Annotated in this window: 19 protein-coding genes; 15 read left to right on the top strand and 4 right to left on the bottom strand. The window is 60.4% G+C overall.

Features of this window, described 5'->3' with window-relative positions; genetic code table 11:
- Positions 1-29: 29 nt before the first annotated feature.
- Entirely contained in the window at positions 30-1,061 is a 1,032-nt protein-coding gene (locus tag JTP94_RS22895) for a LacI family transcriptional regulator (RefSeq protein ID WP_204852724.1), read from the bottom strand.
- 462 nt (positions 1,062-1,523) lie between these two features.
- On the opposite strand from JTP94_RS22895, the gene JTP94_RS22890 reads away from it, so the two are divergent.
- The 10 genes from JTP94_RS22890 to JTP94_RS22845 all read left to right on the top strand — a co-directional run bounded on the left by JTP94_RS22890 (position 1,524) and on the right by JTP94_RS22845 (position 13,569).
- Positions 1,524-2,762, top strand: coding sequence for an ABC transporter substrate-binding protein (locus JTP94_RS22890; protein WP_204852723.1), 1,239 nt, complete (start codon positions 1,524-1,526; stop codon positions 2,760-2,762).
- A 93-nt stretch (positions 2,763-2,855) separates the two neighbouring features.
- On the top strand, positions 2,856-3,746 hold the full coding sequence (locus JTP94_RS22885) for a carbohydrate ABC transporter permease (RefSeq protein WP_034504765.1): 891 nt from the start codon (positions 2,856-2,858) through the stop codon (positions 3,744-3,746).
- A gap of 12 nt (positions 3,747-3,758) precedes the next feature.
- A complete protein-coding gene (locus JTP94_RS22880) occupies positions 3,759-4,655 on the top strand; it encodes a carbohydrate ABC transporter permease (RefSeq protein WP_034504767.1) in 897 nt (298 codons plus the stop codon).
- A 3-nt stretch (positions 4,656-4,658) separates the two neighbouring features.
- Complete coding sequence (locus tag JTP94_RS22875; RefSeq protein ID WP_204852722.1) at positions 4,659-5,750, top strand: ABC transporter ATP-binding protein; 1,092 nt, start codon at positions 4,659-4,661, stop codon at positions 5,748-5,750.
- A 57-nt stretch (positions 5,751-5,807) separates the two neighbouring features.
- On the top strand, positions 5,808-8,270 hold the full coding sequence (locus JTP94_RS22870) for a glycosyl hydrolase 2 galactose-binding domain-containing protein (RefSeq protein ID WP_204852721.1): 2,463 nt from the start codon (positions 5,808-5,810) through the stop codon (positions 8,268-8,270).
- Positions 8,271-8,346: 76 nt separating this feature from the next.
- Positions 8,347-9,108, top strand: a complete 762-nt coding sequence (locus JTP94_RS22865) for a sugar phosphate isomerase/epimerase (RefSeq protein ID WP_204852720.1) — start codon at positions 8,347-8,349, stop codon at positions 9,106-9,108.
- 11 nt (positions 9,109-9,119) lie between these two features.
- On the top strand, positions 9,120-10,253 hold the full coding sequence (locus tag JTP94_RS22860) for a Gfo/Idh/MocA family protein (RefSeq protein ID WP_204852719.1): 1,134 nt from the start codon (positions 9,120-9,122) through the stop codon (positions 10,251-10,253).
- A gap of 70 nt (positions 10,254-10,323) precedes the next feature.
- Positions 10,324-11,355: an L-glyceraldehyde 3-phosphate reductase gene (gene mgrA, locus JTP94_RS22855; RefSeq protein WP_204852718.1), complete on the top strand. Its 1,032-nt coding sequence runs from the start codon at positions 10,324-10,326 to the stop codon at positions 11,353-11,355.
- A 133-nt stretch (positions 11,356-11,488) separates the two neighbouring features.
- Positions 11,489-13,099 carry a glycoside hydrolase family 43 protein gene (locus JTP94_RS22850; RefSeq protein WP_204852717.1) on the top strand — a complete coding sequence of 537 codons (1,611 nt, stop codon included), beginning with the start codon at positions 11,489-11,491 and terminating at the stop codon, positions 13,097-13,099.
- Positions 13,100-13,242: 143 nt separating this feature from the next.
- Complete coding sequence (locus JTP94_RS22845; RefSeq protein WP_204852716.1) at positions 13,243-13,569, top strand: RcnB family protein; 327 nt, start codon at positions 13,243-13,245, stop codon at positions 13,567-13,569.
- A gap of 144 nt (positions 13,570-13,713) precedes the next feature.
- Here the strand turns inward: JTP94_RS22845 and JTP94_RS22840 are convergent, their stop codons facing one another.
- The gene (locus tag JTP94_RS22840) at positions 13,714-20,478 is read right to left on the bottom strand and encodes a hypothetical protein (RefSeq protein WP_204852715.1); all 6,765 of its coding nucleotides are present in this window, start codon (positions 20,476-20,478) and stop codon (positions 13,714-13,716) included.
- Between the two features lie 493 nt (positions 20,479-20,971).
- On the opposite strand from JTP94_RS22840, the gene JTP94_RS22835 reads away from it, so the two are divergent.
- Both JTP94_RS22835 and JTP94_RS22830 read left to right on the top strand, forming a co-directional pair.
- On the top strand, positions 20,972-21,340 hold the full coding sequence (locus JTP94_RS22835) for an Hpt domain-containing protein (RefSeq protein ID WP_034504779.1): 369 nt from the start codon (positions 20,972-20,974) through the stop codon (positions 21,338-21,340).
- Between the two features lie 147 nt (positions 21,341-21,487).
- Positions 21,488-21,808, top strand: a complete 321-nt coding sequence (locus JTP94_RS22830; RefSeq protein WP_047633076.1) for a 2Fe-2S iron-sulfur cluster-binding protein — start codon at positions 21,488-21,490, stop codon at positions 21,806-21,808.
- A 456-nt stretch (positions 21,809-22,264) separates the two neighbouring features.
- On the opposite strand, the gene JTP94_RS22825 is transcribed toward JTP94_RS22830, so the two are convergent.
- Positions 22,265-22,885 carry a DUF922 domain-containing Zn-dependent protease gene (locus JTP94_RS22825; protein WP_204852714.1) on the bottom strand — a complete coding sequence of 207 codons (621 nt, stop codon included), beginning with the start codon at positions 22,883-22,885 and terminating at the stop codon, positions 22,265-22,267.
- A 91-nt stretch (positions 22,886-22,976) separates the two neighbouring features.
- Between JTP94_RS22825 and folP the strand changes: the two genes are divergently transcribed.
- From folP to folK, 3 genes are all read left to right on the top strand, one after another.
- Positions 22,977-23,846: a dihydropteroate synthase gene (folP, locus tag JTP94_RS22820; RefSeq protein WP_204852713.1), complete on the top strand. Its 870-nt coding sequence runs from the start codon at positions 22,977-22,979 to the stop codon at positions 23,844-23,846.
- A gap of 61 nt (positions 23,847-23,907) precedes the next feature.
- Positions 23,908-24,279 carry a dihydroneopterin aldolase gene (gene folB / locus JTP94_RS22815; protein ID WP_034504785.1) on the top strand — a complete coding sequence of 124 codons (372 nt, stop codon included), beginning with the start codon at positions 23,908-23,910 and terminating at the stop codon, positions 24,277-24,279.
- Entirely contained in the window at positions 24,272-24,790 is a 519-nt protein-coding gene (folK, locus tag JTP94_RS22810) for a 2-amino-4-hydroxy-6-hydroxymethyldihydropteridine diphosphokinase (RefSeq protein WP_204853078.1), read from the top strand. The genes folB and folK overlap by 8 nt, the downstream gene beginning before the upstream one ends.
- A gap of 62 nt (positions 24,791-24,852) precedes the next feature.
- On the opposite strand, the gene JTP94_RS22805 is transcribed toward folK, so the two are convergent.
- Positions 24,853-25,404: a hypothetical protein gene (locus JTP94_RS22805; protein ID WP_034504787.1), complete on the bottom strand. Its 552-nt coding sequence runs from the start codon at positions 25,402-25,404 to the stop codon at positions 24,853-24,855.
- Positions 25,405-25,486 lie beyond the last annotated feature (82 nt).

Below are 25,486 nucleotides of genomic sequence, written 5' to 3'. Positions count from 1 at the left end.
CCGGCGAAATCCGGCGGGCCTTTTTATTGTCAGCTCTTTGGCCAGACGGGCGAGCTGATGCTTTGCAGCAGCTCCGGTTCTATCCCGTCGATGCGGGCGATGACTGATTTGGCCAGCTCCCGGCCGCCATGGCGGACATCCTCATAGATCGTGATGATCTCTGGGCGGATCCAGTTCAGCACGTCGGTCGATTGCTTGGCGACCATATCGATATCACGGCCGAGGCGGAAACCAGCCGCCTCGATGCCGGCATTGACGGCAATGGCGCCGCCGCCACTTGAACAGACGATTCCATCAGGCGGATGCGATGAGCGCATCAGCGCCTCGACGCTATCCCTGATATCGGCCAGCGGCGCATCGGTCGTTACCCTTAGGGGGATTTCCTCGGCGCCATATTCGTGCAAGCCGATCTGGAAGCCGATGCGGATATGCGAGTAGTAGGTCAGCTTGCTGGCGGGCTGCAGCAGCGCCAGGCGACGCCGCCCCTTGGCGACCAGTGCACGAACGGCCTCGTGGGCGAAGGCCTCGTTGTCGAAGTCGTGGAAGGGGTGAACGATGCCCATATCCGTCCGCCCGTGCGTGGCGAAGGGCAGGCCGCGTTCGTGCATCAAGCGAACACGCGGATCATCCGGCTCGGTACGCGATATGATGACGCCATCCGCAGAGCCGGTGTCGAGGATATAGCGTACGGGAACCAAGGGGTCCTTGCTGTGGGAGTGCGGCGTGATGACCAGATGGTATTGCGTGCCGGCCAGAACCTCTGAAATCCCGAAGACCATCTGGCTGGTGAAGCCCATGATTTCCTCGTCGATGCTCAGCACCAAGGCGATGACGTTGGTCTTGCCGGTCCTAAGGCGCACGCCGGCGCGGTTCGGCTGATAGCCCAATTGACGGGCAACCATCCGCACCCGTTCCTTGGTCTCGGCGCCGATATCGGGGGCATCCTTCAATGCGCGCGAAACGGTGGTAATTCCAAGCCCCGTCATGAAGGCGATCGTCTTCAGTGTCGGCCGCTCCGGTGCGGGCTGTATGCCGCCCCCTGACGTTTTCTTATTGTCCATTTCGTACAAGCTCGCCTCCCGGCCGCCTCCCGCGGCCAATCCGCTTATATTGCTCATGCCCGTATCGCAAGCATAGACGCAATGCGACTACTCCTCCACCAATGATCAAAACTGTAACGATACAGTACGAATGTCGAGCATTATTTTAGATGCATCTTTTGTCTAAATCCCTAACGGTTGCATCGCTGTTTGCCCATCGAAAGCTTTGCAGCCGCAAGACGGCATCTGGGAAAATTGCAGAGATAGTCGTTAAAAATATGAAATAAAAGCAGTTAGTTAGTGAAAAATCCTTCAAGGGATTTCAGTTAAATGAGCTCTGTATAGACCGCGTATTCCACCGACAATACTTACTCATAGGTTGTATATTCAACTATCTTCAAAAAAATCACGAGTTGGCGGTTGCGCGGCGAAAATGATTCGACTAGGTTTTTCCGGCAACGTTTCAGTGAGGGAGGAGAACTCATGAATATTCGTTTGATGGCTGCCGCTTTGCTCGCATCTGTCGCGATTCCAGCCTTTTCAGCAAATGCGACCGATCTCGAGGTAACGCATTGGTGGACATCGGGCGGCGAAGCGGCCGCGGTGAAGGTTCTGGCCGATCAGTACAATGCTCTTGGCGACAATCGCTGGGTCGACGGCGCGATCGCCGGATCCGGATCGACCGCGACGCCGCTGATCGTCAGCCGCATCCTGGGCGGCAATCCGATGGGTGCCACGCAGCTCAATACCGGCCGCGACGCCGAAGAGCTCGTCAAGGCCGGCCTTATGACCGATCTGACCGATCTCGCTGAAAAGGAACACTGGAAGGACATCATTCGTCCGGCCAGCTTGCTGGCCTCCTGCACCTATGAAGGACGCATCTATTGCGTGCCGGTCAATATCCACTCCTGGCAGTGGATGTGGGTCAACCGCCACGTCTTCGAAGACAACGGCATGAAGGTTCCGGCCAACTGGGATGAATTCGCGGCTGATGCCCCGAAGCTCAGAGAGAAGGGCATCGTTCCGCTCGCGACCGGCGCTCCCTGGCAGGTCGATGGCATCCGCAACGTCATGCAGGTCGGCATCGGCGGCAAGGACACCTACCTGGCGATCTACGACAAGAAGAACGCAGACGCGGTGCGCACTCCCGAGAACCGCAAGGTCTGGGAAGCTTTCGCACAGGCACGCGGCATGGTCGACGAAAGCTATTCCGGCCGTGACTGGAACGTCGCCACCAACATGGTGATAACAGGCAAGGCTGCCGGCCAGATCATGGGCGACTGGGCACAGGGCGAGTTCGGCGTTGCCAAGCAGGTCGCCGGCAAGGATTACGACTGCCTGCCGGGCCTCGGCTTCCACGCATTGCTCGATACCGGCGGCGATAGCTTCTATTTCCCGAAGAATACCAACGCTGATATCACCAAGGCGCAGCTCGAGCTTGCCAGCATGCTGGTATCCAAGGAAACCCAGGTCAAGTTCAACCTAGCCAAGGGATCCCTGCCGATTCGTGGTGATGTCGATCTGACCGCTGCCAACGCCTGCATGAAGAAGGGTCTGGAAATTCTGAAGAACCCGGAAAACGTGCTGCCGGGCGTAACGCAGCTGCTCGACCCCGACACCCGCGGTCAGATGACCGATCTCGGACTGCAATTCTTCTCGTCGAAGATGACGGTGGATGAGGCCATCGAAAAGCAGGCCGCCATCTTCAAGCAGGCGCAGTAAGACAGGCGACCATCCTATCAATTGCGGTTGCCAGCGAGCAGGGCGGGCGAGATCTCTCGCCTGTCCTGCCGCGCACCGCCAACGGAGGTATCGATGGCTAACGCTGTCCGGCCATTTGGTCTGTTCCGCAACCTCAATGCGAAGATCGCCGCCATTCCGATGGTGTTGACGGTGATCGTCGTTTTCGTGGGTTGCACGCTCTGGACCGTCATCTATTCGTTCACCGACTCCAAATTGCTGCCCAGCTCCAACTTTGTCGGGTTGGCGCAGTATCAGCGCCTATGGGGCACGGATCGCTGGAACATCTCGATCGGCAATCTCGCCACCTACGGCGTTCTCAGTCTCGTTTTTGCTTTCGTCGTCGGCTTCATTCTCGCCGTGTTGATGGATCAGAAGATCCGCTTCGAGAATACCTTCCGGACCATTTTCCTTTATCCCTTTGCGCTGTCCTTCATCGTTACAGGCCTGGTCTGGCAATGGATCCTCGATCCAGCGCTGGGGCTACCAAAGCTGATGCAGGACATGGGGTTCACTTGGTTCAATTTCGCGCTGCTCGGCAATCAGAAGACGGTGCTCTACGCGCTCGTCATCGCCGGGCTCTGGCAAGGCACCGGTCTGGTGATGGTGCTGATGCTGGCGGGTCTGCGCGGAATTGACGGCGAGATCTGGAAGGCCTCGCGGGTCGACGGTATCCCGGCCTGGCGGACCTATATTTTCGTCGTCATTCCGATGATGCGCGGCGTCTTCGTCACCACGCTCGTCATCGTCGCTTCGGGCATCGTGCGCGTCTACGATCTGGTCGTCGCCATGACCAGCGGCGGTCCGGGCTTCGCATCCGAGATGCCGGCAAAATATGTCTATGACTTCATGTTCCAGCGTTCCAACCTTGGGCAGGCGCTTGCCGCCTCCACGGTCATGCTGGTCACCGTGTTCATCTTCGTCGTGCCGTGGGCTCTCTACGAGTTCCGCCAGAAGCGCAGATAAGGGAGGCACCAAATGGCACTTGCCGCCACCATCGAGCCTTCGGGCGCAAAACCCAAGCGCCGCTTCGCGCCGCGCACCATCATGCTCTACGGCATCTTGAGCCTTGCCGCGCTCTACTACGTGCTGCCGCTCTATGTGATGATCGTTACCTCGCTCAAGGGCATGCCGGAAATCCGCCTGGGCAACATTTTCGCGCCGCCGATGGAAATCACCTTCGAGCCCTGGGTGAAAGCCTGGTCGCAGGCCTGCACGGGCCTCTATTGCCACGGCATCCAGGTCGGCTTCTGGAATTCGGTGAAGATCCTGGTTCCGAGCGTCATCGTTTCTATCGCCATCGCCTCGGTCAACGGCTATGCGCTCGCCAACTGGCGGTTCAAGGGATCGGAGGTCTTCTTCACGATCCTGCTGTTCGGCGCCTTCATTCCGTATCAGGTCATGCTCTATCCGCTTGTCATGGTGCTTCGCGAACTCCACCTGTTTTCGACGCTCGGCGGTATCGTGCTCGTGCATACGATCTTCGGCATGCCGATCAACACGCTGCTGTTCCGCAACTATTTCGCCTCGCTTCCGCCCGAGCTGTTCAAGGCGGCGCGCGTCGACGGCGCGGGATTCTGGCAGATCTTCCTGCGCATCATGCTGCCCATGTCGCTGCCAATCTTCGTCGTCGGCATGATCATCCAGATCACAGGCATTTGGAACGACTTCCTGTTCGGCGTCATCTTCGCCGGCACGCAGAACTATCCGATGACCGTGCAGCTCAACAACGTTGTCAACGCCGTCCAGGGCGTCAAGGAATACAACGTCAACATGGCCGCAACGCTACTGACCGGCGCGGTGCCGCTTATCGTCTATTTCGTGTCCGGGCGGCTTTTCGTCCGGGGCATCGCCGCCGGCGCAGTGAAGGGGTGATCCATGACCAGTAGCGTTTCCATCAAAGACCTTTCGCTGAATTTCGGCGCCGTCAACGTCCTCAAAACTCTCAACCTCGAGATCAATGACGGCGAATTCCTGGTGCTTCTCGGCTCGTCCGGCTGCGGCAAGTCGACCCTGCTCAACTGCATAGCCGGCCTGCTCGACATCAGCGAGGGCCAGATCTTCATCAAGGGCAAGAACGTCACCTGGGAAGAGCCCAAGGACCGCGGCATCGGCATGGTGTTCCAGTCCTACGCGCTCTATCCGCAGATGTCGGTCGAAAAGAATCTGTCCTTTGGTCTCCGCGTCGCCAAGGTGCCGAACGACGAGATCAAGAAGCGCATCGCGCGTGCGGCGGAGATCCTGCAGATCGAACCGCTGCTGAAGCGCAGGCCGGCCGAGCTTTCGGGCGGCCAGCGTCAGCGTGTTGCGATCGGCCGTGCGCTCGTGCGTGATGTCGACGTGTTCCTGTTCGACGAGCCGCTGTCGAACCTCGACGCCAAGCTGCGTTCGGAGCTGCGTGTCGAAATCAAGCGGCTGCACCAGTCGCTGAAGAACACGATGATCTACGTCACCCACGACCAGATCGAGGCGCTGACACTCGCCGACCGCATCGCCATCATGAAGAACGGCGTCATCATGCAGCTCGATGACCCCACGACGATCTACAACGAGCCGCGCAATCTCTTCGTCGCCGGCTTCATCGGATCGCCTTCGATGAACTTCCTGAAGGGCGAATTGGTGAGCCGTGAAGGCAAGGTCGTGTTTGCGACCAACGATGTGCTGTTCTCGCTCAATGGCTATAAGGCCGGCGAGGCATTGCAAGCCGGCCGCAAAGTCGTGCTTGGGGTGCGTCCCGAGCACATCAAGGTCAACGAGGAATTGGCGCCGGGTGCGGAGGCGCATAATGCGACCGTCGATATCGAAGAGCCGATGGGCGCCGACAATCTGCTCTGGCTGAAGCATGCCGGCCATACCATGTCGGTGCGCGTTAACGGCGCCAGGCGTTTTAGCCCCGGTACGGGTGTGAAGCTTGGCTTTGACATGTCTCTCGCATCGCTCTTTGATGCGCAGACAGAACTCAGAATATGATCATATGCATGGGGGCGGCCCTGCCGCCTCCGCCTTACAGCGGTCCGGGGAGGTCCGATGTTGTCTTCGATCAACGATAATTTTGCCATCGATCTGGCTGGCTCGTGGAAGCTCACGTCTCCCGACAGCGATCATTCTCTTTCCATGTCTCTGCCCGGTGATGTCCACGCCGCGCTCAATGCGGAAGGCCTCATCCCCGATCCCTATTTCGGCCGGAACGAAGAGGCCGTGCAGTGGGTCGCCAAGCAGGATTGGGAGCTGACGCGCAGCTTTACCCTCGATGACGCCGGTGGCGACTGGTATCTCGATATCGACTATCTCGACACGGTCGCAAGCGTCTATGTCAATGACGCGCTGGTGCTGGAAGCCAACAATTGCTTCCAGCGCTATCGCCCCGATGTCTCGAAGGCGTTGAAGGCGGGCGAGAACAGCATTCGCATCGTCCTGCATTCGAGCATTACCACAGGTGCTGCGCTGCAGGCGAAGCAGCCTTTCTATATCCCGTACAGCACGGGCAATTCGCCGATCCCGAACGGCAACATGTTGCGCAAGCCGCAATGCCATTTCGGCTGGGACTGGAACATAGCGATCGCACCTCTCGGCCTCTACGGCACGATTGCGCTGAAGAAGCTTGAGATTGCCCGCATCGAGAATGTCGTCACCCGTCAGATCCACAATGACGACGGTTCGGTCGATCTCATGGTGACGGTGGCGCTGTTTGCCAAGGGAACAGGCGTTGCACAGCTTTATTTCTCGCTGGATGACGAGCGGGTGCGCCTCGATGTCGGCGTCAATGCCGGCGAGACCTCGATCACCCATCTCTTCCATGTCGACAAGCCGCAGCTCTGGTGGCCGGCCGGCAACGGCGAGCAGGCGCTTTATGCCCTATCCGTGGAGACGAATTTCGAGACCGTTACGCGGCAGATCGGCTTGCGCACGGTCGAATTGATCACTGACGAAGACGAGGCCGGCAGCCGCTTTGCGCTGAAGGTCAATGGCCGCGAGATCTTTGCTCGCGGCGCCAACTGGATTCCCGCCGACGCGCTGTTCTCGCGCTCCAAGCCGGAGCTGACCGAAGATCTGCTGCAATCGGCGGCGGCGGCCAACATGAACATCATCCGTGTGTGGGGCGGCGGGTTCTACGAGCACGACTGGTTCTACGATATCTGCGACCGCCTCGGCCTGATGGTGTGGCAGGACTTCATGTTCGCCTGCAATCTCTATCCCTCCACCGGCGATTTCCTGGAGAACGTCGAGGCCGAAGTGGATTATCAGGTTCGCCGGCTGGCGACGCATCCGTCGATCGTGCTGTGGTGTGGCGACAACGAACTCGTCGGGGCGCTCACCTGGTTCGAGGAATCCCGTAGGGATCGAGACCGCTACCTCGTTTCCTACGATCGTCTGAACAGGACGATCGAGCAGGCGATGAAGAAGGCCGCGCCGGACGCAATCTGGTGGCCGTCGAGCCCGGCGTCGGGTTATCTGAACTTCGGTGATGCCTGGCATGCCGATGGCTCCGGCGACATGCATTACTGGTCGGTTTGGCACGAGAACAAGTCGTTCGACAATTATCGCACCGTCCGTCCGCGCTTCTGCTCGGAATTCGGCTTCCAGTCCTACACGTCGCTGCCTGTCATCAAGACCTATGCCGAAGCGAAGGATATGAACATCGCCTCTCCGGTCATGGAGCTGCATCAGAAGAATGCCGGCGGCAACGAGCGCATTGCCGGCACGATGTTCCGCTATTTCCGCTTCCCGAAGGATTTCCCGAATTTCGTCTATCTGAGCCAGGTGCAGCAGGGTCTCGCCATCAAGACGGCGGTGGAATATTGGCGGTCGCTGAAGCCACATTGCATGGGCACGATCTACTGGCAGCTCAACGACACCTGGCCGGTGGCGTCCTGGTCGAGCCTGGACTACGGCGGCCGATGGAAGGCGATGCATTATCTGGTGCGGCGCTTCTTCCAGCCGGTATCGGTCGCGGCGATCCCATCGGAAGACAACAAGACCATCCGCTTCTCGCTGGTCAACGATACCAATGCGGATATCACCGCTGATATTTCGGTTTCGCTGCTCAAGCTTGACGGCGAACGTGTGCCGTTAACGACAGCCCACGCGGTCTGCACGCCGGACGCGGCAGTGGTCGCGCTATCGATCGATGCGGAACAGGTTCCTGCCGATTGCCTGCTGGCGTGGCGTTTCACCGCATCGAACGGCATGGGCGGCGAGGGGCATTATGTTCACGGCACCTACAAGGCTCTGGAGCTTCGGCCTGCAGGCCTGACGGTGCTGAGGGAGGACAAGCAGGAGAACGGTGCGGTGGAACTTACCGTCTCCGCAAAGGGACTTGCGTTGTTCGTGATGATCGAGAGTGAAGTTGAGGGGCGCTATTCAGACAACGCCTTCGATCTTGCCGCCGGCGAAAGCCGCCGCATCGTCTTTACGCCGGCCAAGCCATTGGCAGGCGGCGTCCCTGAATTCCGCATTTACGACCTGCAATCCAGCCAATCGGTGGATTGAGCTATTCCGCCGCCACGGCGGCGATTTCGGGCTACAAGCCCATGACAGACGGCCATGAGGCCATGGAGGACTATCGATGACGAAACTTGGATTTCAGCTTTATAGTGCCCGCAATTCCCAGCCCTATTCCGAGATATTCGTAAAGCTCGGCAAGGCCGGCTATGCGGAAGTCGAGGGCTTCGGCGGCATTTATGCCGACCTCGACGACGCGGGCCTGAAGAGCCTGCGCGCCGAACTCGACAAGAACGGCCTGACGATGGCAAGCGGCCATTTCAGCCCGGATTTCCTCGACGGTGAGGTGCAGAAGTCGCTGACGATCGGCAAGACCCTCGGCATGGACTCGATCTACGCGCCGCATCTGGCCGCCGATCAACGCCCAACGGACGCAGCCGGCTGGCTTGCTTTCGGCAAGCGCCTGCAGGAGATGAGCAAGCCCTACAAGGATGCAGGCTTCGAATTCGGCTGGCACAATCATGACTTCGAGTTCGTCAAGCAGGCTGACGGCTCGCTGCCGATCGAACAGATCTTCGAAGGCGCTCCGGACATTTCCTGGGAAGCCGATATCGCCTGGGTCATCCGCGGCGGTGGCGATCCCTTCGCCTGGATCGAAAAGCTCGGCTCGCGCATCACGGCCGTCCACGTCAAGGACATCGCGCCGGCCGGCGAAAACAAGAATGAAGACGGCTGGGCCGACCTTGGATATGGTACGGTTCCGTGGGCCAAGCTGATCAAGGCGCTGGCCGGCACCAAGACCAAGCATTACGTTATCGAACATGACAATCCGAGCGATGTCGATCGCCTGATCACGCGCTCCATCGCATCCTTCAAGAGCTTTTGAGGCATTTCCACATGGCTAAGGAACTTGGCGTCGGCATCATCGGATGCGGCAATATCTCAACGACTTACTTCAAGCTCGCACCGCTCTTCAAGGGGCTCAATGTGCTGGCTTGCGCCGATATCAACATGGACGCGGCGCGCTTGCGCGCCGAGGAATACAAGGTCAAGGCCCAGACCATCGACGAACTGCTCGCCAATGACGAGCTTGACGTCATCGTCAACCTGACCATCCCGGATGCGCATTTTCCGGTTTCGAAGCGCATTCTCGAAGCGGGAAAGCACGCCTACTCCGAAAAGCCGCTGGTGCTGACGCTGGAGCAGGGCGAAGAGCTGCGCCGCATCGCCAAGGAGAAGGGGCTGGCCGTCGGCTGCGCTCCCGACACCTTCCTCGGCGGTGCGCATCAGCTGGCGCGCAAATTCATCGATGACGGCGGCGTCGGCCGCATCACCTCGGGCTCCTGCCATGTCATGAGCCCGGGCATGGAAATGTGGCATCCGAACCCGGATTTCTTCTTCCTGCCGGGCGGCGGTCCGATCCTCGACCTTGGTCCCTATTATATCGCCAATCTGATCAACCTGATCGGACCGGTGAAGCGTGTCGGTGCCATGACGTCCATGGCATCGCCGACCCGCACCATCACCAGCGAGCCGCGCAACGGCGAGACCATTCCGGTGAAGACGCCGACGACGATCCAGGCGCTGCTGGAATTCGTCAGCGGTGCGACGATCACGCTGACAGCGAGCTGGGATGTCTGGTCGCATCGCCACGCCAATATGGAACTCTACGGTACCGAGGGTTCGCTCTACGTGCCCGACCCGAACTTCTTCGGCGGTACGGTGGAGGCCAGTGGCCGCGACAAGGACATCAAGCCGCTCGAGAACTGGGCGCATCCCTTCGGCATCGCCAACCAGGAAAGCCCGAGCGGCCCGCGCGCCAACTACCGCACGGCCGGTCTGGCCGACATGGCGGCATCGCTGATCGACGGGCGCGATGCGCGTTGCTCGCTCGACCGCACGCTGCACGGTGTCGACGTCATGACGTCGATCCTCAAATCGGGTGCGGAAAACCGCTTCGTCGATCTGACCACCACCTGCACGCAGCCGGCCGCACTCGGCATCGAAGAGGCGCAGGCGCTCTTGAAGTGAGCACAGGAAAAGCTAGTTTGCGCGCGGGTGGGCAACCCGCGCGTTTTTTCATCTCGAAGGAATTATAATCATGGCTTGGCAACCGGCATCCGACCGTTATGCGAAAATGAAATACAACAGGACCGGTCGCTCCGGTCTGAAGCTGCCGGCGGTTTCGCTGGGGCTTTGGCACAATTTCGGCGGTGACACGCCACATGACCGCAAGATCGACATGTGCCGCACGGCTTTCGATCTCGGCATCACCCATTTCGATCTCGCCAACAATTACGGGCCGCCTCCCGGCAGTGCCGAGACCGCCTTCGGCGAGATCATGCGCACCGAATTCGCCGGCCTGCGCGACGAGCTGATCATATCGTCCAAGGCAGGCTACGACATGTGGCCGGGTCCTTACGGAGAATGGGGCAGCCGCAAGTATTTGATCGCGTCCTGCGACCAGAGCCTGAAGCGCATGGGGCTCGACTATGTCGATATCTTCTACTCCCACCGTTTCGACCCGGATACGCCGCTCGAAGAAACCTGTGCTGCGCTCGACCATATCGTTCGCTCGGGCAGGGCGCTCTATGTCGGTATCTCCTCCTATAGTTCGCAGCGCACGCGCGAGGCTGCCGCAATCCTTAAGGAACTCGGCACGCCATGCCTGATCCACCAGCCGAGCTATTCCATGCTCAATCGCTGGGTCGAGGATGACGGCCTTGTGGATACGCTTGATGAGCTCGGCATCGGTTCCATCGTCTTCTCGCCGCTTGCCCAGGGCATGCTGACGACGAAATATCTGGGCGGCATTCCAGAAGACAGCCGTGCCGCACAGAACCACTTCCTGAAGCGGGATTTCATTCGCCCGTCGATCATCGACAATATCCGCAAGCTCAACGAGATCGCCGAGAAGCGCGGCCAGACTTTGGCGCAGATGGCGATTGCCTGGGTTCTGCGCGGCGACCGCATCACCTCGGCGCTGATCGGCGCGAGCCGTTCCTCGCAGATCGTCGATTGCGTCAAGGCGCTCGACAATCTCGAATTCACGGCAGAAGAGCTGAAGGAAATCGATGTCTACGCCCGTGAGGCTGACGTCAATCTCTGGGCCAAGTCGGCCGAGCGGGACTGATAACCCCAAGACGCCCGGAACCTGGTTCCGGGCGTCTTGCTTTGTCCGGTGGAACGGACTGCGGGTCGCCGGTCATTGTTTCTATTGCCGTCCGAACGGCGCATATTGATGTGTTCTCTGGAGGAGATGTCCGATGATCCGCAACCCGATCCTGCCGGGCTTCAATCCCGATCCGTCCATCTGCCGCGTCGGCGAGGACTACTATATCGCCACATCGACATTCGAATGGTATCCGGGCGTGCAGATCCATCATTCGCGCGATCTGGTGAACTGGACGCTGGTGCGCCGGCCGCTGGAGCGGGCGTCGCAGCTCAACATGCGCGGCGAACCCGACAGCTGCGGCATCTGGGCGCCGTGCCTTTCCCATGCGGATGGTCTGTTCTGGCTCGTCTATACCGACGTCAAGCGCTATGACGGCAACTTCAAGGACGCGCATAATTATATCGTGACCTCGCCGACCATCGAAGGCGAATGGTCCGAGCCGTCCTACGTCAATTCCTCCGGCTTCGACCCATCGCTGTTTCATGATGATGACGGGCGCAAGTGGTTCGTCAACATGCAGTGGAACCACCGAACGGAGAGCTATGGCGGTTCACCGAAGACGCCCGCCTTCGACGGCATTCTCCTGCAGGAATGGGATGCGGCGACGAAATCCCTGAAAGGGCCGATCAGGAATATCTTCTCAGGCACCGATCTCGGCCTGGTCGAAGGACCGCATCTCTTCAAGCGCGATGGCTGGTATTATCTGACCACGGCAGAAGGCGGCACCGGCTACGATCATGCCGTGACCATGGCACGCTCGCGCGAAATCGACGGCCCCTATGAGCTGCATCCGAACAAATATCTGATCACGTCCAAGGATCATCCGGAGGCAGCGCTGCAAAGAGCCGGGCATGGCCAGTATGTCGAGACACATGACGGCCAGTTCTACCACACGCATCTGTGCGGCCGGCCGCTGCCGCCGCATCGCCGTTGTACACTCGGCCGCGAGACCGGCTTGCAGAAGTGCGTTTGGAAGGACGACGGCTGGCTTTACCTGGAAAACGGCACCAGCGTGCCAGATGTCGAGGTGCCGGGCCTGAATGGCGCCGAGCGCATCGAGAAGCCCCGCCGCAGCGGCTATAATTTTGACGAGCGCACATTGCCGATGGATTTCCAGTGGCTGCGCACCCCGCAGCCGGAGCGGATCTTCAGCCTGACGGAGCGATCAGGCCATCTGAGGCTTTTCGCTCGCGAGAGTATCGGCTCCTGGTTCGAGCAGGCTCTCGTCGCCCGGCGGCAGGAACATCACAGCTTTCGCGCCGAAACAGTCATCGAATTCGAGCCGGACACCTATCAGCAGGTCGCGGGCCTGACGCATTACTACAATCGCTTCAAGCTGCATGCGATTGCCGTGACCCTGCATGAGAAGCTCGGGCGCTGCGTCACCATCATGACCTGCCCCGGCGACTATCCGAACGGCCGTTTGAGCTTTCCGATCGATGCCGGTGTCGCCGTGCCCGACGGGCGGATCCAGCTTGCCATGGAAGTGCGCGACAACGACCTTCAGTTCTTCTGGCAGGCGGAAGGCATGGGGGCGTGGCAGGCCATCGGTCCCGTGCTTGATGCCGGGCTCATTTCGGATGAGGGCGGTCGCGGCGAGCATGGTTCGTTCACCGGCGCCTTTGCCGGCATGTTTGCCTTCGATACATCGGGACGCGCGAAGATAGCGGATTTCGACTGGTTCAATTATGATGAGCTTTGAAGTCGTCAGCGGCTTGTGACGGTATTTGAGGAAATTCACACAAGCTGATCATTTTCATTACGAAATTGTAATCCAACCGTCAGATTCGCTTCATGTCCGGCGGGATAGGTTCGCGCGCAGATTCTGAAACGAGGAAACAACCAATGAGAAAAATCTTCACCGTCCTTCTTGCGGCGTCGGTCCTGGCGATGCCGCTGGCTGCGACAGCGCAAGTCAAGCCAGCGCCGACCGGCAAACAGGTCGTCGTTGAGAAAGAAGTGGTGAAGAAGAAGGTGGTCGTTCGCAAGGGCGGCTGGGTTAAGGGCCGGCGCTTGTCCGCCTCCGACCGGCATCGCGCGGCCGAGATCGACTATCGTACTTACCGACTGACGGCGCCTCCGCGCGGCTATCATTGGGTTCGCATCAACGGAAGTTTCCTGCTTGTCGGCATTACCAGCGGCCTCATTTCGAAGGTGCATGACGCCCGGTAGTCCGATCGGCTGTCGGCTATAGCGTAAAGGCGGCCTTCAAGGCCGCCTTTTTGTATCTATTGCCGTTCATCCTCCGATATCGGCGCGAATCAAAATCCCCGGCATTTAGCCGGGGATTTTCTCGTATTTCGTCTTACCTCAATCTCAGCTCAGGCGGCCCGCGGCATGCGCCAGCATGGTGTAGACCTTGCCGGTATCCGAGGTGAGGTAGGATTGCGTGACGGTGCGGTCGCGGTCGGTGCGGGCAACGTCGGTAAGCAGCTTTTCGAAATCGGCGATGTAGCGATCGACCGCGGTGCGGAATTCCGGCTCGCGATCATACTTGCGCTTGATTTCGTCGAAGGTCTGCTGGCCCTTCAGCGTATAGAGACGGCGAGTGAAGACATCCCGTTCGCCGCGCTGGTAGCGGCGCCACAGATCGACCGACGCATCATGATCGATGGCGCGGGCGATATCGACCGACAGTGAATTCAGCGATTCCACGACGTGACGCGGATTGCGGGCCACGGGAGCCGCTGCCGTTTCTGTCTGCTGACGCGGCGCGGTCTGGCGGGCCGGCGGCAGCTCGGCGTTCTCGTCGCGAGATGCGCCGCGCAGCAGATCGCTGATCCAGCCGCCGCCTGCCGTTTCCTGGCGGGCCGGAGCGGGCGTCTCTGCCGGTCGCTGCGGCTGAGCAGCCGGGATGGAGCCGCGCAGGCCCAAGGATTCGATCGAAGGCTGCGGCGGTTGCTGTACGCTCTGCTGGGGAGCGGGCTGCTGTGGAGCAGGTTGTTGCGGAGCAGGCTGTTGTGGCCTGGGAGCGGCGGCTGCGGTCGGGGCAGGTGCCGCCGGCCGCGGGCGCTGGGCCGGCTGTGCGTCTGCCAGCGCGCGAGCTGAGGGCTCGGAGATCTCCAGCTGCTGCGTCGAGCGGCCGACGATCTGCGAGATGTCCTGCAGGGCCTTGATCTGTTCGGCCACGGCGCGACGCATGGCGGCAGCGCTTTCCTTGGCCTCTTCGGGAAGATCGAAGGCGCCGCGCTTCAATTCGCTGCGGGTCAGGTCGAGTTCCCTGCGGATATCGCCGGCCGAACGGCGGATCTCGTCGGTTGCCCCGGCGAAGCGGCCGACAGCGTCATCGACAGCAACACGCAGGGTCTCGCGCAGCTGCTGAGCCGCGCCATCAGACGTCTTGCCGGCTTCGGCAAACATCTGCTCGACTTCGGACAAGGAAGCCGTGAGGCCGCCGCGAAGACGGTTGCTCAGGTCGTTGGAGCGACGCTCGGCACTCGCGAAGGTGCTTTCCACTGCCTGGCTCGCGTCTTCGCTGGCCTTGTGAAGTACGCCGCGCATGCTCTCCGCTGCGTCCTCGGCCCGCTTTTCCGTTTCGGAGAGTACGCGGCCGATATCTGCAAAGGAAGACTGCACGCTCTGGCGCAGATTGCCGGTGACCTGGTTGGAGCGCTGTTCGGCGCGGTCGAAGGCAGTTTCCACCATCGAGCCGAGGGCGCGCATGGTGTTCTCGATCTCTTCCGAGCGCTGAACGAGCCCGACGGCCAGGTTCTGCAATGCCGTTTCGCGTTCCTCAAGCGTCGACACGAGGTTGGATTGCGCAGCACCCAGAAGCTGGGATGCCTGCGACAGCACTTTGGAATGCTCGTCGAAGCGACCGACGATGTTGCCGACCTGCGACAGGGTCTGGCCGGTGATTTCCGAGAGCTTGTCGACCTTGCCTTCGAGGAGGCGCGAGGAGGCCGAAACCATCTCGCCGGCCTTCGCGGCGGATTCGGCGAAGCGTACCGAGGTCGCGCTAAGGCGATCGTCCACGGTCGCGAACTCGGTAGCGGCATTGGTCAGCAGACCGGCGATCGTCGAGTTGTTTTCCGCCAGGCGGGCGATGATGCCGTTGACGCTTGCCAACAGATTGTTTTCGAGCGAGCTGACGGTGTTGACTGCGTGTTCGGTGCGCGATGCGATGGCGTTGATCAGGGCGGTGTTTTCGGCGCGCAGGCGATCACTGCTTTCCTGAGCCGCCGCCGAGATGAGGGCCGCTGCTTCCTGGCCCGTTGCCGCATAACGGTCGACGATCGGGCGGGCCTTTTCGTCGATGAGGCGCGACAGTTCTGTGGAACGGCCTGCCAGCATGGAGTTCAGCTCGCGGGTGCGCTCGTCGAGCGAAGTGCGGATCGATGCGCCGCGCGCTTCCAGTGCCTTGTCGACATCGGTGAGCGTGGCGTCGATCTGGCGGGCGCGGTCTTCGAGTGAGGTGCGGATGGCGTTTCCGCGCTCATCAAGGGCACGTTCGACCTGCGCCATGGTCGAAGCGATCTGCTCGCTGCCGCCGGTCAGCGTATTGCGGATGGAGGCGCCACGGGCTTCCAGCGACTCTTCGGCTGATGACAGAGCCTGAGAAATCGTGTCGACCTGATTGCTGACGAGACCTTCGGCTTCGGCAACCTTGGCGACGATCGCGTTGCCGGCCTCCGAGAAGGTCTGGGCAACGGCTGCGGCCTGGCTCGCCAGCCGGTTCTGCGTTTCCGAGACGCGGTTGACTAGATCATCGGAGCGCTCGCTCATGGCGCGGGTGAAAGCATCGCTGTGGCTGCCGAGATTGTCGGCAAACTGCTGACCGGTGCTAGCAAGCAGATCGGCTGTGCGCGTAGCCTCGCTGTCCATGCCCTGAGCGGCGTCGGCAACGGCGGTACGCAGTGTCGTGGCGAGATTTGCGGCCTTGCCTTCGATCGTGCGGTTGACGGCTTCCAGGCCGACATTGAGCGCGCGATCCATGGTCGACAGACGCTCTTCGATGCGTGCGGCAGCCGTGCTGCCGCTCTGATCTATCTGAGTTGCACCGCTCGCCAGCGTCTCGGAAAGACGGTTGCCGGCTGCGTCGACCTGGGCAGCAACGCCGCCGACGCCTTCGTGGATGCGGTTCTCGAGAGTCGACAGGCTGGCCTCGACGCGGGAACCGGTTTCGGCGAAGCGGTTGGTCATGCCGTCAATCGACTGATTGAGGTTGGACGAGAAGGTCTCGGCCGAGCGCGCAATGTCGCCAGCGGCCAGCTGTATGCGGCCCGCGATATCGCCGGCGCCGCTGTTCAGGCGTTCTTCCAAAGCCCTCGCGCTGGCATCAATGCTTTGGCGCAGCGAGGCCTCGCGATCCTCGAGCGACATTTCCAGCATACTGGCGCTGGTGGCGATGGACGTGCCGATCGCGGTCGTCTGTTCGAGCAGCGTGTTGTCGAGTTGCTCATGTGCGTCGCGGAGCGTCAGGCTGATCTCGTGGCTGCGATCCTCCAGCGTCGAGCGCATGCGCTCATAGGCCGAGGCCAGGCTCTGGTCCATCTGGGACAGGCCGGCGCCGAGGGTATTTTCGAGCTGGCGCGTCGTGGTGCCGAGAACATTCTCGACCCGGTCGCTGCTGCTGCCGAGCAGTCCCGACAGGGATTCGGTATGGGCGGCAAGCGAACGGTCGAGGCGAGCCTGATTTTCGGTATAGGCGGCGCGAATGGCATCCGCCTTGTCGCCGAAGGCATCGGTCACGCGAGACTCTGCGCCAGAGACGCTGTCGAGCAGTGCATTGGCGCGCGATTCCAGGGTGTTTTCGAAGCGGCTCTGGTTCTCGGCAAGAGAAATCGCAAAGGCCATGCTCTTGTCGTCGAGCGTATTGGTCAGCGCTTCGTGGCCGCTGGAGACGGTGTGGGCAATAGCCTGGGCACTGTTCGTCAGAGTTTCCTCAAGCTTTGCCTGATTCTCCGAAAGGGCGATCGCCAGTGCCATCGTCCGATCGTCGAGGCTGTTGACGATCTTGTCGTGGGTGCCGGCTACCGTGTCGGAAAGTGCGTCCAGACGGCCGGAAAGGGTGTCCTCGAGGCGAGACTGGGTGTCGGAAAGCGAAATGGCCAGGGCCATAGCCTTCTCGTCCAGGGCATCGGCCAGCGCAGCGTGATTGCCGGTGAATGCGTTGGTGATCGCTTCGGCGCGATTGGCCAGCGTTGCCTCGAGGCGGGATTGACCGCCCGTCAGAACGTCGGAAAGTGCCCTTGTTCTACCATCAAGCGTATCGGCGACGCGCTCGGCGTGACCGGAAACGGTGTCTTCCAGTCGCGCGTGGCTTTCGGAAAGGGCGATGGCAAGTGCCATCGTCTTGTCGTCCAATGTGTTGGCAACACTTTCCGCATGGCCGGAGACGGTGCTCTCCAGACGGACCTGGCTTTCGGAAAGCGCGATGGCGAGCGCCATCGTCCTGTCATCCAGCGCTTCAGCCAATGCGGCATGATTGCCGGCAAATGCCTTGATGATCGCTTCGGCGCGATTGGCGAGTGTCTCCTCGAGATGCGCTTGTCCGCTCGTCAGCGCGGATGCGAGCGCACTGGTCTTGCCGTCCAGGGTGTCGGCGACCCGCTCGGCGTGCCCGGAAACGGTATCTTCCAGCCGTGCCTGGCTTTCGGAGAGCGCAATGGCGAGAGCCATCGTCCTGTCGTCAAGCGCGTTGGTGACGCTTTCCGCGTGGCCGGAGACGGTGCTTTCCAGACGAGCATGGCTCTCGGCAAGTGCGCGCGCAAGCGCCTTTGTCTTCTCGTCCAAAGTGCCTGCGACATGTTCGGCATGTCCGGAGACGGTGTCTTCGAGACGTGCCTGGCTCTCGGAAAGAGCAATGGCGAGGGCCATCGTCTTGTCGTCGAGCGTGTCGGCGATTTTGCCGTGCGTGTCGGCAATGATGCCGGTGATGGCATCGGTGCGGCTCGCCAGCGTGTTTTCGAGACGAAGCTGGTTCTCGGCCAGCGAAATCGCCAGCATCGACGTGCGCTCATCGAGAGCCGCGGTCAGGTGCTCGTGAGAGCCGGTGACGGCATTGACGATGCCTTCCGAACGTTCGGAGAGCGTTTGCTCGAAGCGCGACTGATTGTCAGCGAGCGCGCCGAACAGAGCGCTGCTGCGGGCGGCCATGACGGTGTCGATGCGCTCGTGGGCTGAGCCGAGCGCCTGCGTGATCTCACTGGTACGCGCGGAGAGCGTGTTGTTGATGTTGTTGGCGCCGCCGGCAAAGGCTGTCGTCAGTTCTTCCGTGCCGCTTTGCAGGGCGGTCGTGACATCGCGTGTGACACCCTGGACCGCCGACGTAAAGGCACCGGCGTGCGAGGCGAGGGTGGTGTTCAATTCGCCCGTGCCCGAGGTGAGTGCCGACGAAATGCCGCTGGTGGCATTCTGGAGCGCGGACGTAATCTCGCCTGCCTTGGAGCCGATCGCGCTTTCCAGCACTTCCTGGCCCGTTGCCAGCGTCGTGGCCAGCGCAAAGGACTGGTCCGTAAGAGTGGAACCCAGACGTTCGATGCTGGAGGTCAGAATGCCTTCCAGAGCATCGGAGTTGCCGCCCAAGGTCTCATTGATGCGAGCAAGGCTTTCCGAAAGCTTGCTGTCGAGCGTGCCGGCGCGCTTGTCGAAGGCGGAGTGGAATTGGGATACGCGTTCGTCGAAGGCCGTCGAAAGCTGCGCGATCGTCGACTGGAAGCGCTCATCGAAGAAACCTGAGCGAAGATCGATGTCCATGATGGCATCGTCAGCCGTCGACTGCAGGCTCTGGCGGAAGCTTGAGCCCTTTTCATCAAGCGCGGTATTGAGCTTGGTCAGCACATCGTCGAGCGTGCCCGTGATCGAACGCTCGCCGCCGGTGAGGCTCTCGCTGATCTCCTTGGTTCGCGCCACCAATGTCTCATTCAGCTGGCGCGCGCGCTCGTTGAGTGCGGTGTTGAGCTTTTCGGTGTTTGCGTCGAGCGTCGAGGCGCGGGTTTCGAACTGGCCGAGCAATTCCTTGCCGCGTTCGGAAAGCGTCGACGACAGAGATTCCAGGCGTGTGTCGAATTCCTGGCTGAGCGCGAAGCCGGAGGCGTTGAGGTTCTGCAGCAGGCTGTCGGTCTTGGCGGCGAGCAGGGTGCCGATCGCGTTGACCGCGGAATCCGACTTTTCCATCAGCGCTGCGGCACGCGTGTCAATCATCGAGGCGAAGGCTTCGCCCGAGGTCGAAAGACGCACGGCGATCTCTTCCGTCGCCAGCGACAGATCTTCCTTGATTTGATCATGCACGCCGACGATCGACGAGCGAATCCGCTCGGCGTGGTTGACGATCGCGTCGCGCTCGGCGCCGAGTTCGTGGACGAGGCCGCGTACGCGCAGTTCATTGTCGGCGTAGCTGCGCTCCAGCGCATTGACCTCGGTGTGAACGAGGGTCTCCAGTTCGGTGGCGCGCGCGATGGTGCGCTCGATGCCTTCGTTCATAGCGGAGACTTCGCGACGCACGGCCTGGCCGACCGTCATGATGCGATCGGAGGCGACGGTCTCCGGCTCGACGAGGCGCAAGGCCACTTCCGCCATGGAGCGGGCCGCATTGCGCATGTCATGCGCACGGGAGATCATCATGCCGAAGGCATAGAACAGGAGAACGGGAACGATGATGCCGACGATGCAGGCAATGACGCCGGGAAGGGCGGCGAGATCGGCGACGGACTGGATGTTCCGGATCTGAGTGCCATAGAGAAGCATGGCGAGGCCGACGCCGCCGATGATCCAGAACAACGAAAAGATCGTGGCGTTGCGCACCGCGTGGCTCTGGGAGCCGCCGTCCAGAGCCTTCAATATGCTGGCCGGGCTTGCCCGGTTGGCATCGTTGGCTGCTGCGAGGTTCGGGCTCTTCGGCGCTTCAGCCGGGCGTGGCGTGGCGGCCGTTGTGGTCGAGTTGCGTGCGGCGCCTGTCGTCTTAGGGGCTGCGTCGTCCCTAGTCTGCTTGGTCGGCTCAGACAATTTTCGCTCCGGGGCATCGGGTGTAGGGCTGCTGCGAGACTCCAAGTCCTCGTCACTGAAATCGATCTGCAAAGCTTCGTCCAATGCCTGGAAGGCTTTGTCCTCGACCGACTCGATGTACTTTTTGTTCGCCATGCGGTTACGCCTCGTTACAACTCAAATCGGGCTTGCCGTGTCGTTTCCGGAAATTCCGCCGTGTCCAGAAAAGACGAACCCTGCCTCCCGTGGGGTCCTCCGTCGTCGATCTCTATCGATGATGGATTTCCTATTACATTCAGAGTGGATAACTGCTTTTTCAAACGAATGTTATGAAAACATTACCACTATCCACCCCTTGGGCAAAGGCACGCGCCAAAGACCCAATTTATCAGTATCGTAGTGACACATTCCCCCAGTCATGACAATTAACTCCACCGTAAAGGCAGTGGATCATTAAGAGACCATTAACCTTCTTCGCCGGTGCAACATCATGAAAAGCCAATATTTTGAGCATGTTTAACGCACGTTAACCATGTCTGGAGATTTGCGCCCTGAATGTGCCAAAATTTAACTCGATGGCCATCCCCAGGCCGCAAGCATGCGGCAGGTCCCATAAACAGTCACAGTTATAAGACGGGAGCATTGGCACATGGCAGCACTGAATATCGCGTTTGAATCTCCGGACAATTCGCGGGGCCCGGCTCCGTCGCGGGAGCGATCGATCGATCTGGTTCACCTGGCAAAGCAGACGATGGGCGACAAGGCCCTCGAGGTCGAGGTGCTGCAGATGTTCGCCAGGCAGGCGCGCTCGTGTCTGCAGGAGATCGGCAGCGGCGACGCCAAGCGTGTTCAGGCGGCATCGCACAAGTTGAAGGGTGCGGCCAGTGCCGTCGGTGCCTTCCGCGTGGCGGATGCGGCAGCGGCGCTCGAGAGCGATGCAGGCGATGCCGCCCGCATGGCGGCGGTTACCACCTGTGTCGTCGACGCTGAGAATTTCATTCTGAAGCTGTCGCGTTGAACTGACGCGCCTGAAATCGGTAAATTCAGGCATTGCGCCGCCAAACGGGTAAAACCGTTTCGGCGGCGCAAATGTTGACTGCCCCAGCGATTTGTTGGAAGTAAAATTCCGAACGATCCTTCACTCACGATTTCGGAATTCACCTAAATGACCAAATTGACCATCGTCGCCTTCGACGGCACGCGCTTTGACCTCAATGTCGACGAGGGCTCCACCGTGATGGAAAATGCCGTTCGCAACTCGGTGCCCGGCATCGAGGCGGAATGCGGCGGTGCGTGTGCCTGTGCCACCTGTCATGTCTATGTCGACGAGGAATGGACCGAAAGGGTCGGCAGTCCCGAGGCGATGGAAGAAGACATGCTGGATTTTGCTTTCGACGTCCGTCCCAATTCGCGCCTCTCCTGTCAGATCAAGATGAAGAGCGCCCTTGACGGGCTTGTCGTCCACGTTCCCGAACGCCAGGCCTAGAACGTCCTGCAGCCGATGTTTTTGACTGCCGCGATCATGCTGGACTGTCGGATGTAAAATCCAAGGGTTCGCTCCAAAAAGAAGCCCCGCTCTGCTAGTTTCAGCGAGCGAGGCGAGGCGGGCGCATCACCGACAGGCAAGGGAGGAAACACCTGCGGCTAGAGGACGCGCCAGGAGAACACGTAGCGCATGTTTTAAAAGGCAAACCCAGACTGCGCAGGAGAGCGAACGAACCCGCCAGCGCAGGCAATCCAATCGATCCATCAGAGACCCCGCCCAGAATTTTCGAATCATCCGGTGCGATCACCTCTACGTTCCATAGGAAAAACCTATTTCAGATTCTCGTAAAGTTCAAAGAGCGGCGCGGGCGGACGATTCACAGATATAGTGGCTGTTTTCACACAGTTGGCTGCGATCCGGTCGCTATTTCATCCGAAATGAACATGTTCCGTCCGGTCACTGACCGCTTTGCCGACCGCGATAATACAGCAGTCTCTGTATGCGGTTCTGGAAATTGATCGCTTCGATGCGGTCGAATCGCGCCTGATCGGCGTCGTGTCGGTCGGTTTCTCGCGACGTCGCCTCGTTTGCCTTTTCCTGAAGCGCGTCACAGCTGCTTGCCGACGGCAGGGAAAGGATCGCCCTCTCCATCTGGCGCGCGTGCTCGCGTGCGATCTCGACATGCCGATCCTCATGACGGCGAATATCGGCCGACAGAGTATCCCAGATCATGGAAAGCTGCTTGCTTGCATGGCGCCGGTCACGCCAGCGGGGCAGGATGATTTCAGTATCGACGGTAACTTTCACGCCGGAAATATAACAGCGGCCGTTCGACTCGCTATAGGTCGCGCTGCCACCGAAGCGAATCCTGGTCGCGCCGGGATGATGACTGCTCGAGCCCATCGCGAGCGGTCCGCGCTCGTTCAACGCCGCGTCAAGTTCGTCTGCGCTCTTTCCCTTGATATCAAAATAGGAGACGGATTTGCGGGCGATCACCTCCGCGTCGGCTATGCCGGGCGCGCAGCACGCAAGCAACAGCGCTAGCGAAACACGGATCTTCTGGGACGCAAACGGCATTCATGTTGCTACCATGTTGAACTTCGGCGAACCTTGCGGCATAGCCACTGTGAGCGCAATATCAAGCGCAAGGTTTTTTCATTTCAATGGGATGGGATGGTTGGTGACAGAGCTTCGCAGCCAAAGCTGGCATGTCGCGCACGGGCGCAGCCTCGATGTCGGCAAACAGAGCGTCATCATGGCTATCGTCAATGTGACACCGGATTCCTTCTCCGATGGCGGGCACTATGAGGCCGTCGATACCGCGGTTGCGCATGCGCTCGCCTGCGTCGAGGATGGCGCCGCGATTATCGATATCGGCGGCGAATCGACGAAGCCCGGCGGGGATGCCGTCAGCGCCAGCGAAGAGCAGGGGCGGGTGCTGCCCGTCATCGAGGCTCTCCGCGGCAAGACGGATGCGTTGATATCGGTCGACACCTATCGGGCCGACACGGCGCGACTGGCGGTCGGAGCCGGCGCACATATCGTCAACGATGTTTTCGGCCTGCAACGCGAGCCGGAGATCGCGGCTCTGGCGGCGCAGACAGGCGCCGGGCTTTGCATCATGCACACCGGTCGCGACCGGCAGAAGCTGCCCGACGTGATCGACGATCAGATGTTGTTCCTCAGTCGCTCGCTCGACATCGCAGCTGCAGCCGGCGTGAGCCGGCAGAATATCGTGCTGGATCCCGGTTTTGGCTTTGCCAAGGAGCACACGGAGGAGAATCTGGAATTGATGGCGCGTTTTAATGCGCTGCTTCGATTCGAGCTGCCGCTGTTGGTGGGCACTTCGCGCAAGCGATTTGTCGGCGCTATTACCGGACGCGACGCGCCGGATCGGGATGTCGGCACGGCTGCGGCGAATGCGATATTGCGCTTGCAGGGAGCGGCCCTATTCCGTGTACATAATGTCGCAATCAACAGGGACGCGCTGGCGGTTGCGGATGCTATCCTCAGGACGCGCGCGAGACTTAAAGCATGATCCCGGATCATAGGGAGCGGTTTTCGGACGCCGTCGTGCCTGTTCGAAACGGAGGGACGTCATGAGCGTTATCACCTACACCATCACTCTTCAGAATTGTGCTTTCTTTGCCCGCCACGGCGTGCATGACGAGGAGGAGTTCCTCGGTCAGCGCTTCTTTGTCGACGCCGAGCTCGACGTGGAAGCCGGCGACGCGCTGGAACGCGATTCGATCAACGATACCGTCAACTACGGCATCGCATTCAGCGTCATCGAGGAAATCGTCACGGGACGCCGGCGCTATCTGATCGAGGCGCTGGCGCTCGATGTGGCGAAGGAGCTGTGCCGGCGTTTTCCGAGCATCCGAAGGGCGAAGATCACGGTGCGCAAACCCAATGCTCCGGTTCCGGGCGTCCTCGATTATGTACAGGTGAGCGTTGAGCATTTTGCCTGAAAACGGAGCCGTGCGCGCAACGCTCGGCTTAGGCGGCAATCTGGATAATCCCAAGCACGCGATGGCGCTTGCCTTACGGACGCTTGATTCGCGAACAGATTGCCAGGTGGTTTCGGTCTCGCGGCTCTACCGGACACCGCCTTGGGGCAAGACGGATCAATCCTTCTTCTACAATTCCTGCGCCGCCGTCGATACGACGCTTACGCCGGAAGCGCTGCTTGAGGTCTGCCTGGATATAGAGCGCGACATGAAACGGGTTCGGATCGAACGCTGGGGGCCGCGGACGATCGATATCGATATCCTGACCTATGGCGAGCTGGAGCGTGCCGAGCCGCTGCTGACTATCCCTCATCCCCGCATGACCGAGCGCGGCTTCGTCCTGATGCCGCTTGCGGATTTCGCCGCTGATCTGACGGTCAAAGGGCGCGTGATCAAGGATTGGCTGCGTGACGTCGATGTCGAGGAGATCGAGGTTGCGGACGACAGCCGCGATTGGTGGCAATCGGCCTGACAGGGAATGCAAAACGGCCGGCAGAGGATGCCGGCCGCTACGTTATGGCTTGATGCCTGGAATTACTGGATCGATCCGACTGCCATCTGGTCGATGTCGGCGCGCTTCAACGTGACGCCGATGACCGGCACCATCTGCTCGCCAACCTTCACCGAAATCGTGACGTTCATCAACTTGTCGTTCGTAACGCGGGCGATCATGGCGCCATTGAGCTTCTGGCGGTTCAGGCCGAGGACGACCGTGCCGTCATTGACCGTACCGGACGTCACATCCAGACCCTTGCCGGCGGCTCCGTCCAGGAATTTTCCTGTGTAGCTGCCGCCGCTCTGGGTGATCTCGGCCGACATCGGCTGCTGGAAGACGCCGACGCGGCAGGTGCCATCGAGCTTGACGCCGGCATTGCTGCCGTCGAGTGCCTTGCCCGTGAGGGCGCAGGTGAATTTCGTTCCCTTGTATTTACCGGCGACGATTTCGCCCGGACCGCTCCAGGAGCCGGCGACTGACTGGAAAAAGGCCTTGTCGCGGGGAGCCGCGTCAGCCGAATGAACCCAAGCACCTGTGGAGAGGGTCGCGGCGGCAAGGCCGCTTACAAGAAGAAATTGACGCGAAAACATGGACATTCCTTAGCGAGGCGGAACCGTAAATCTGGTTCCCACTTTTGCCCGAGAATGGTTAATGCTTGGTTTCCCGCGCCTT

This window comes from Martinezella lusitana, assembly GCF_016901135.1.
Classification (GTDB): Bacteria; Pseudomonadota; Alphaproteobacteria; order Rhizobiales; family Rhizobiaceae; genus Rhizobium; species Rhizobium lusitanum_D.
This window is presented reverse-complemented; position numbering and strand designations above follow the sequence as displayed.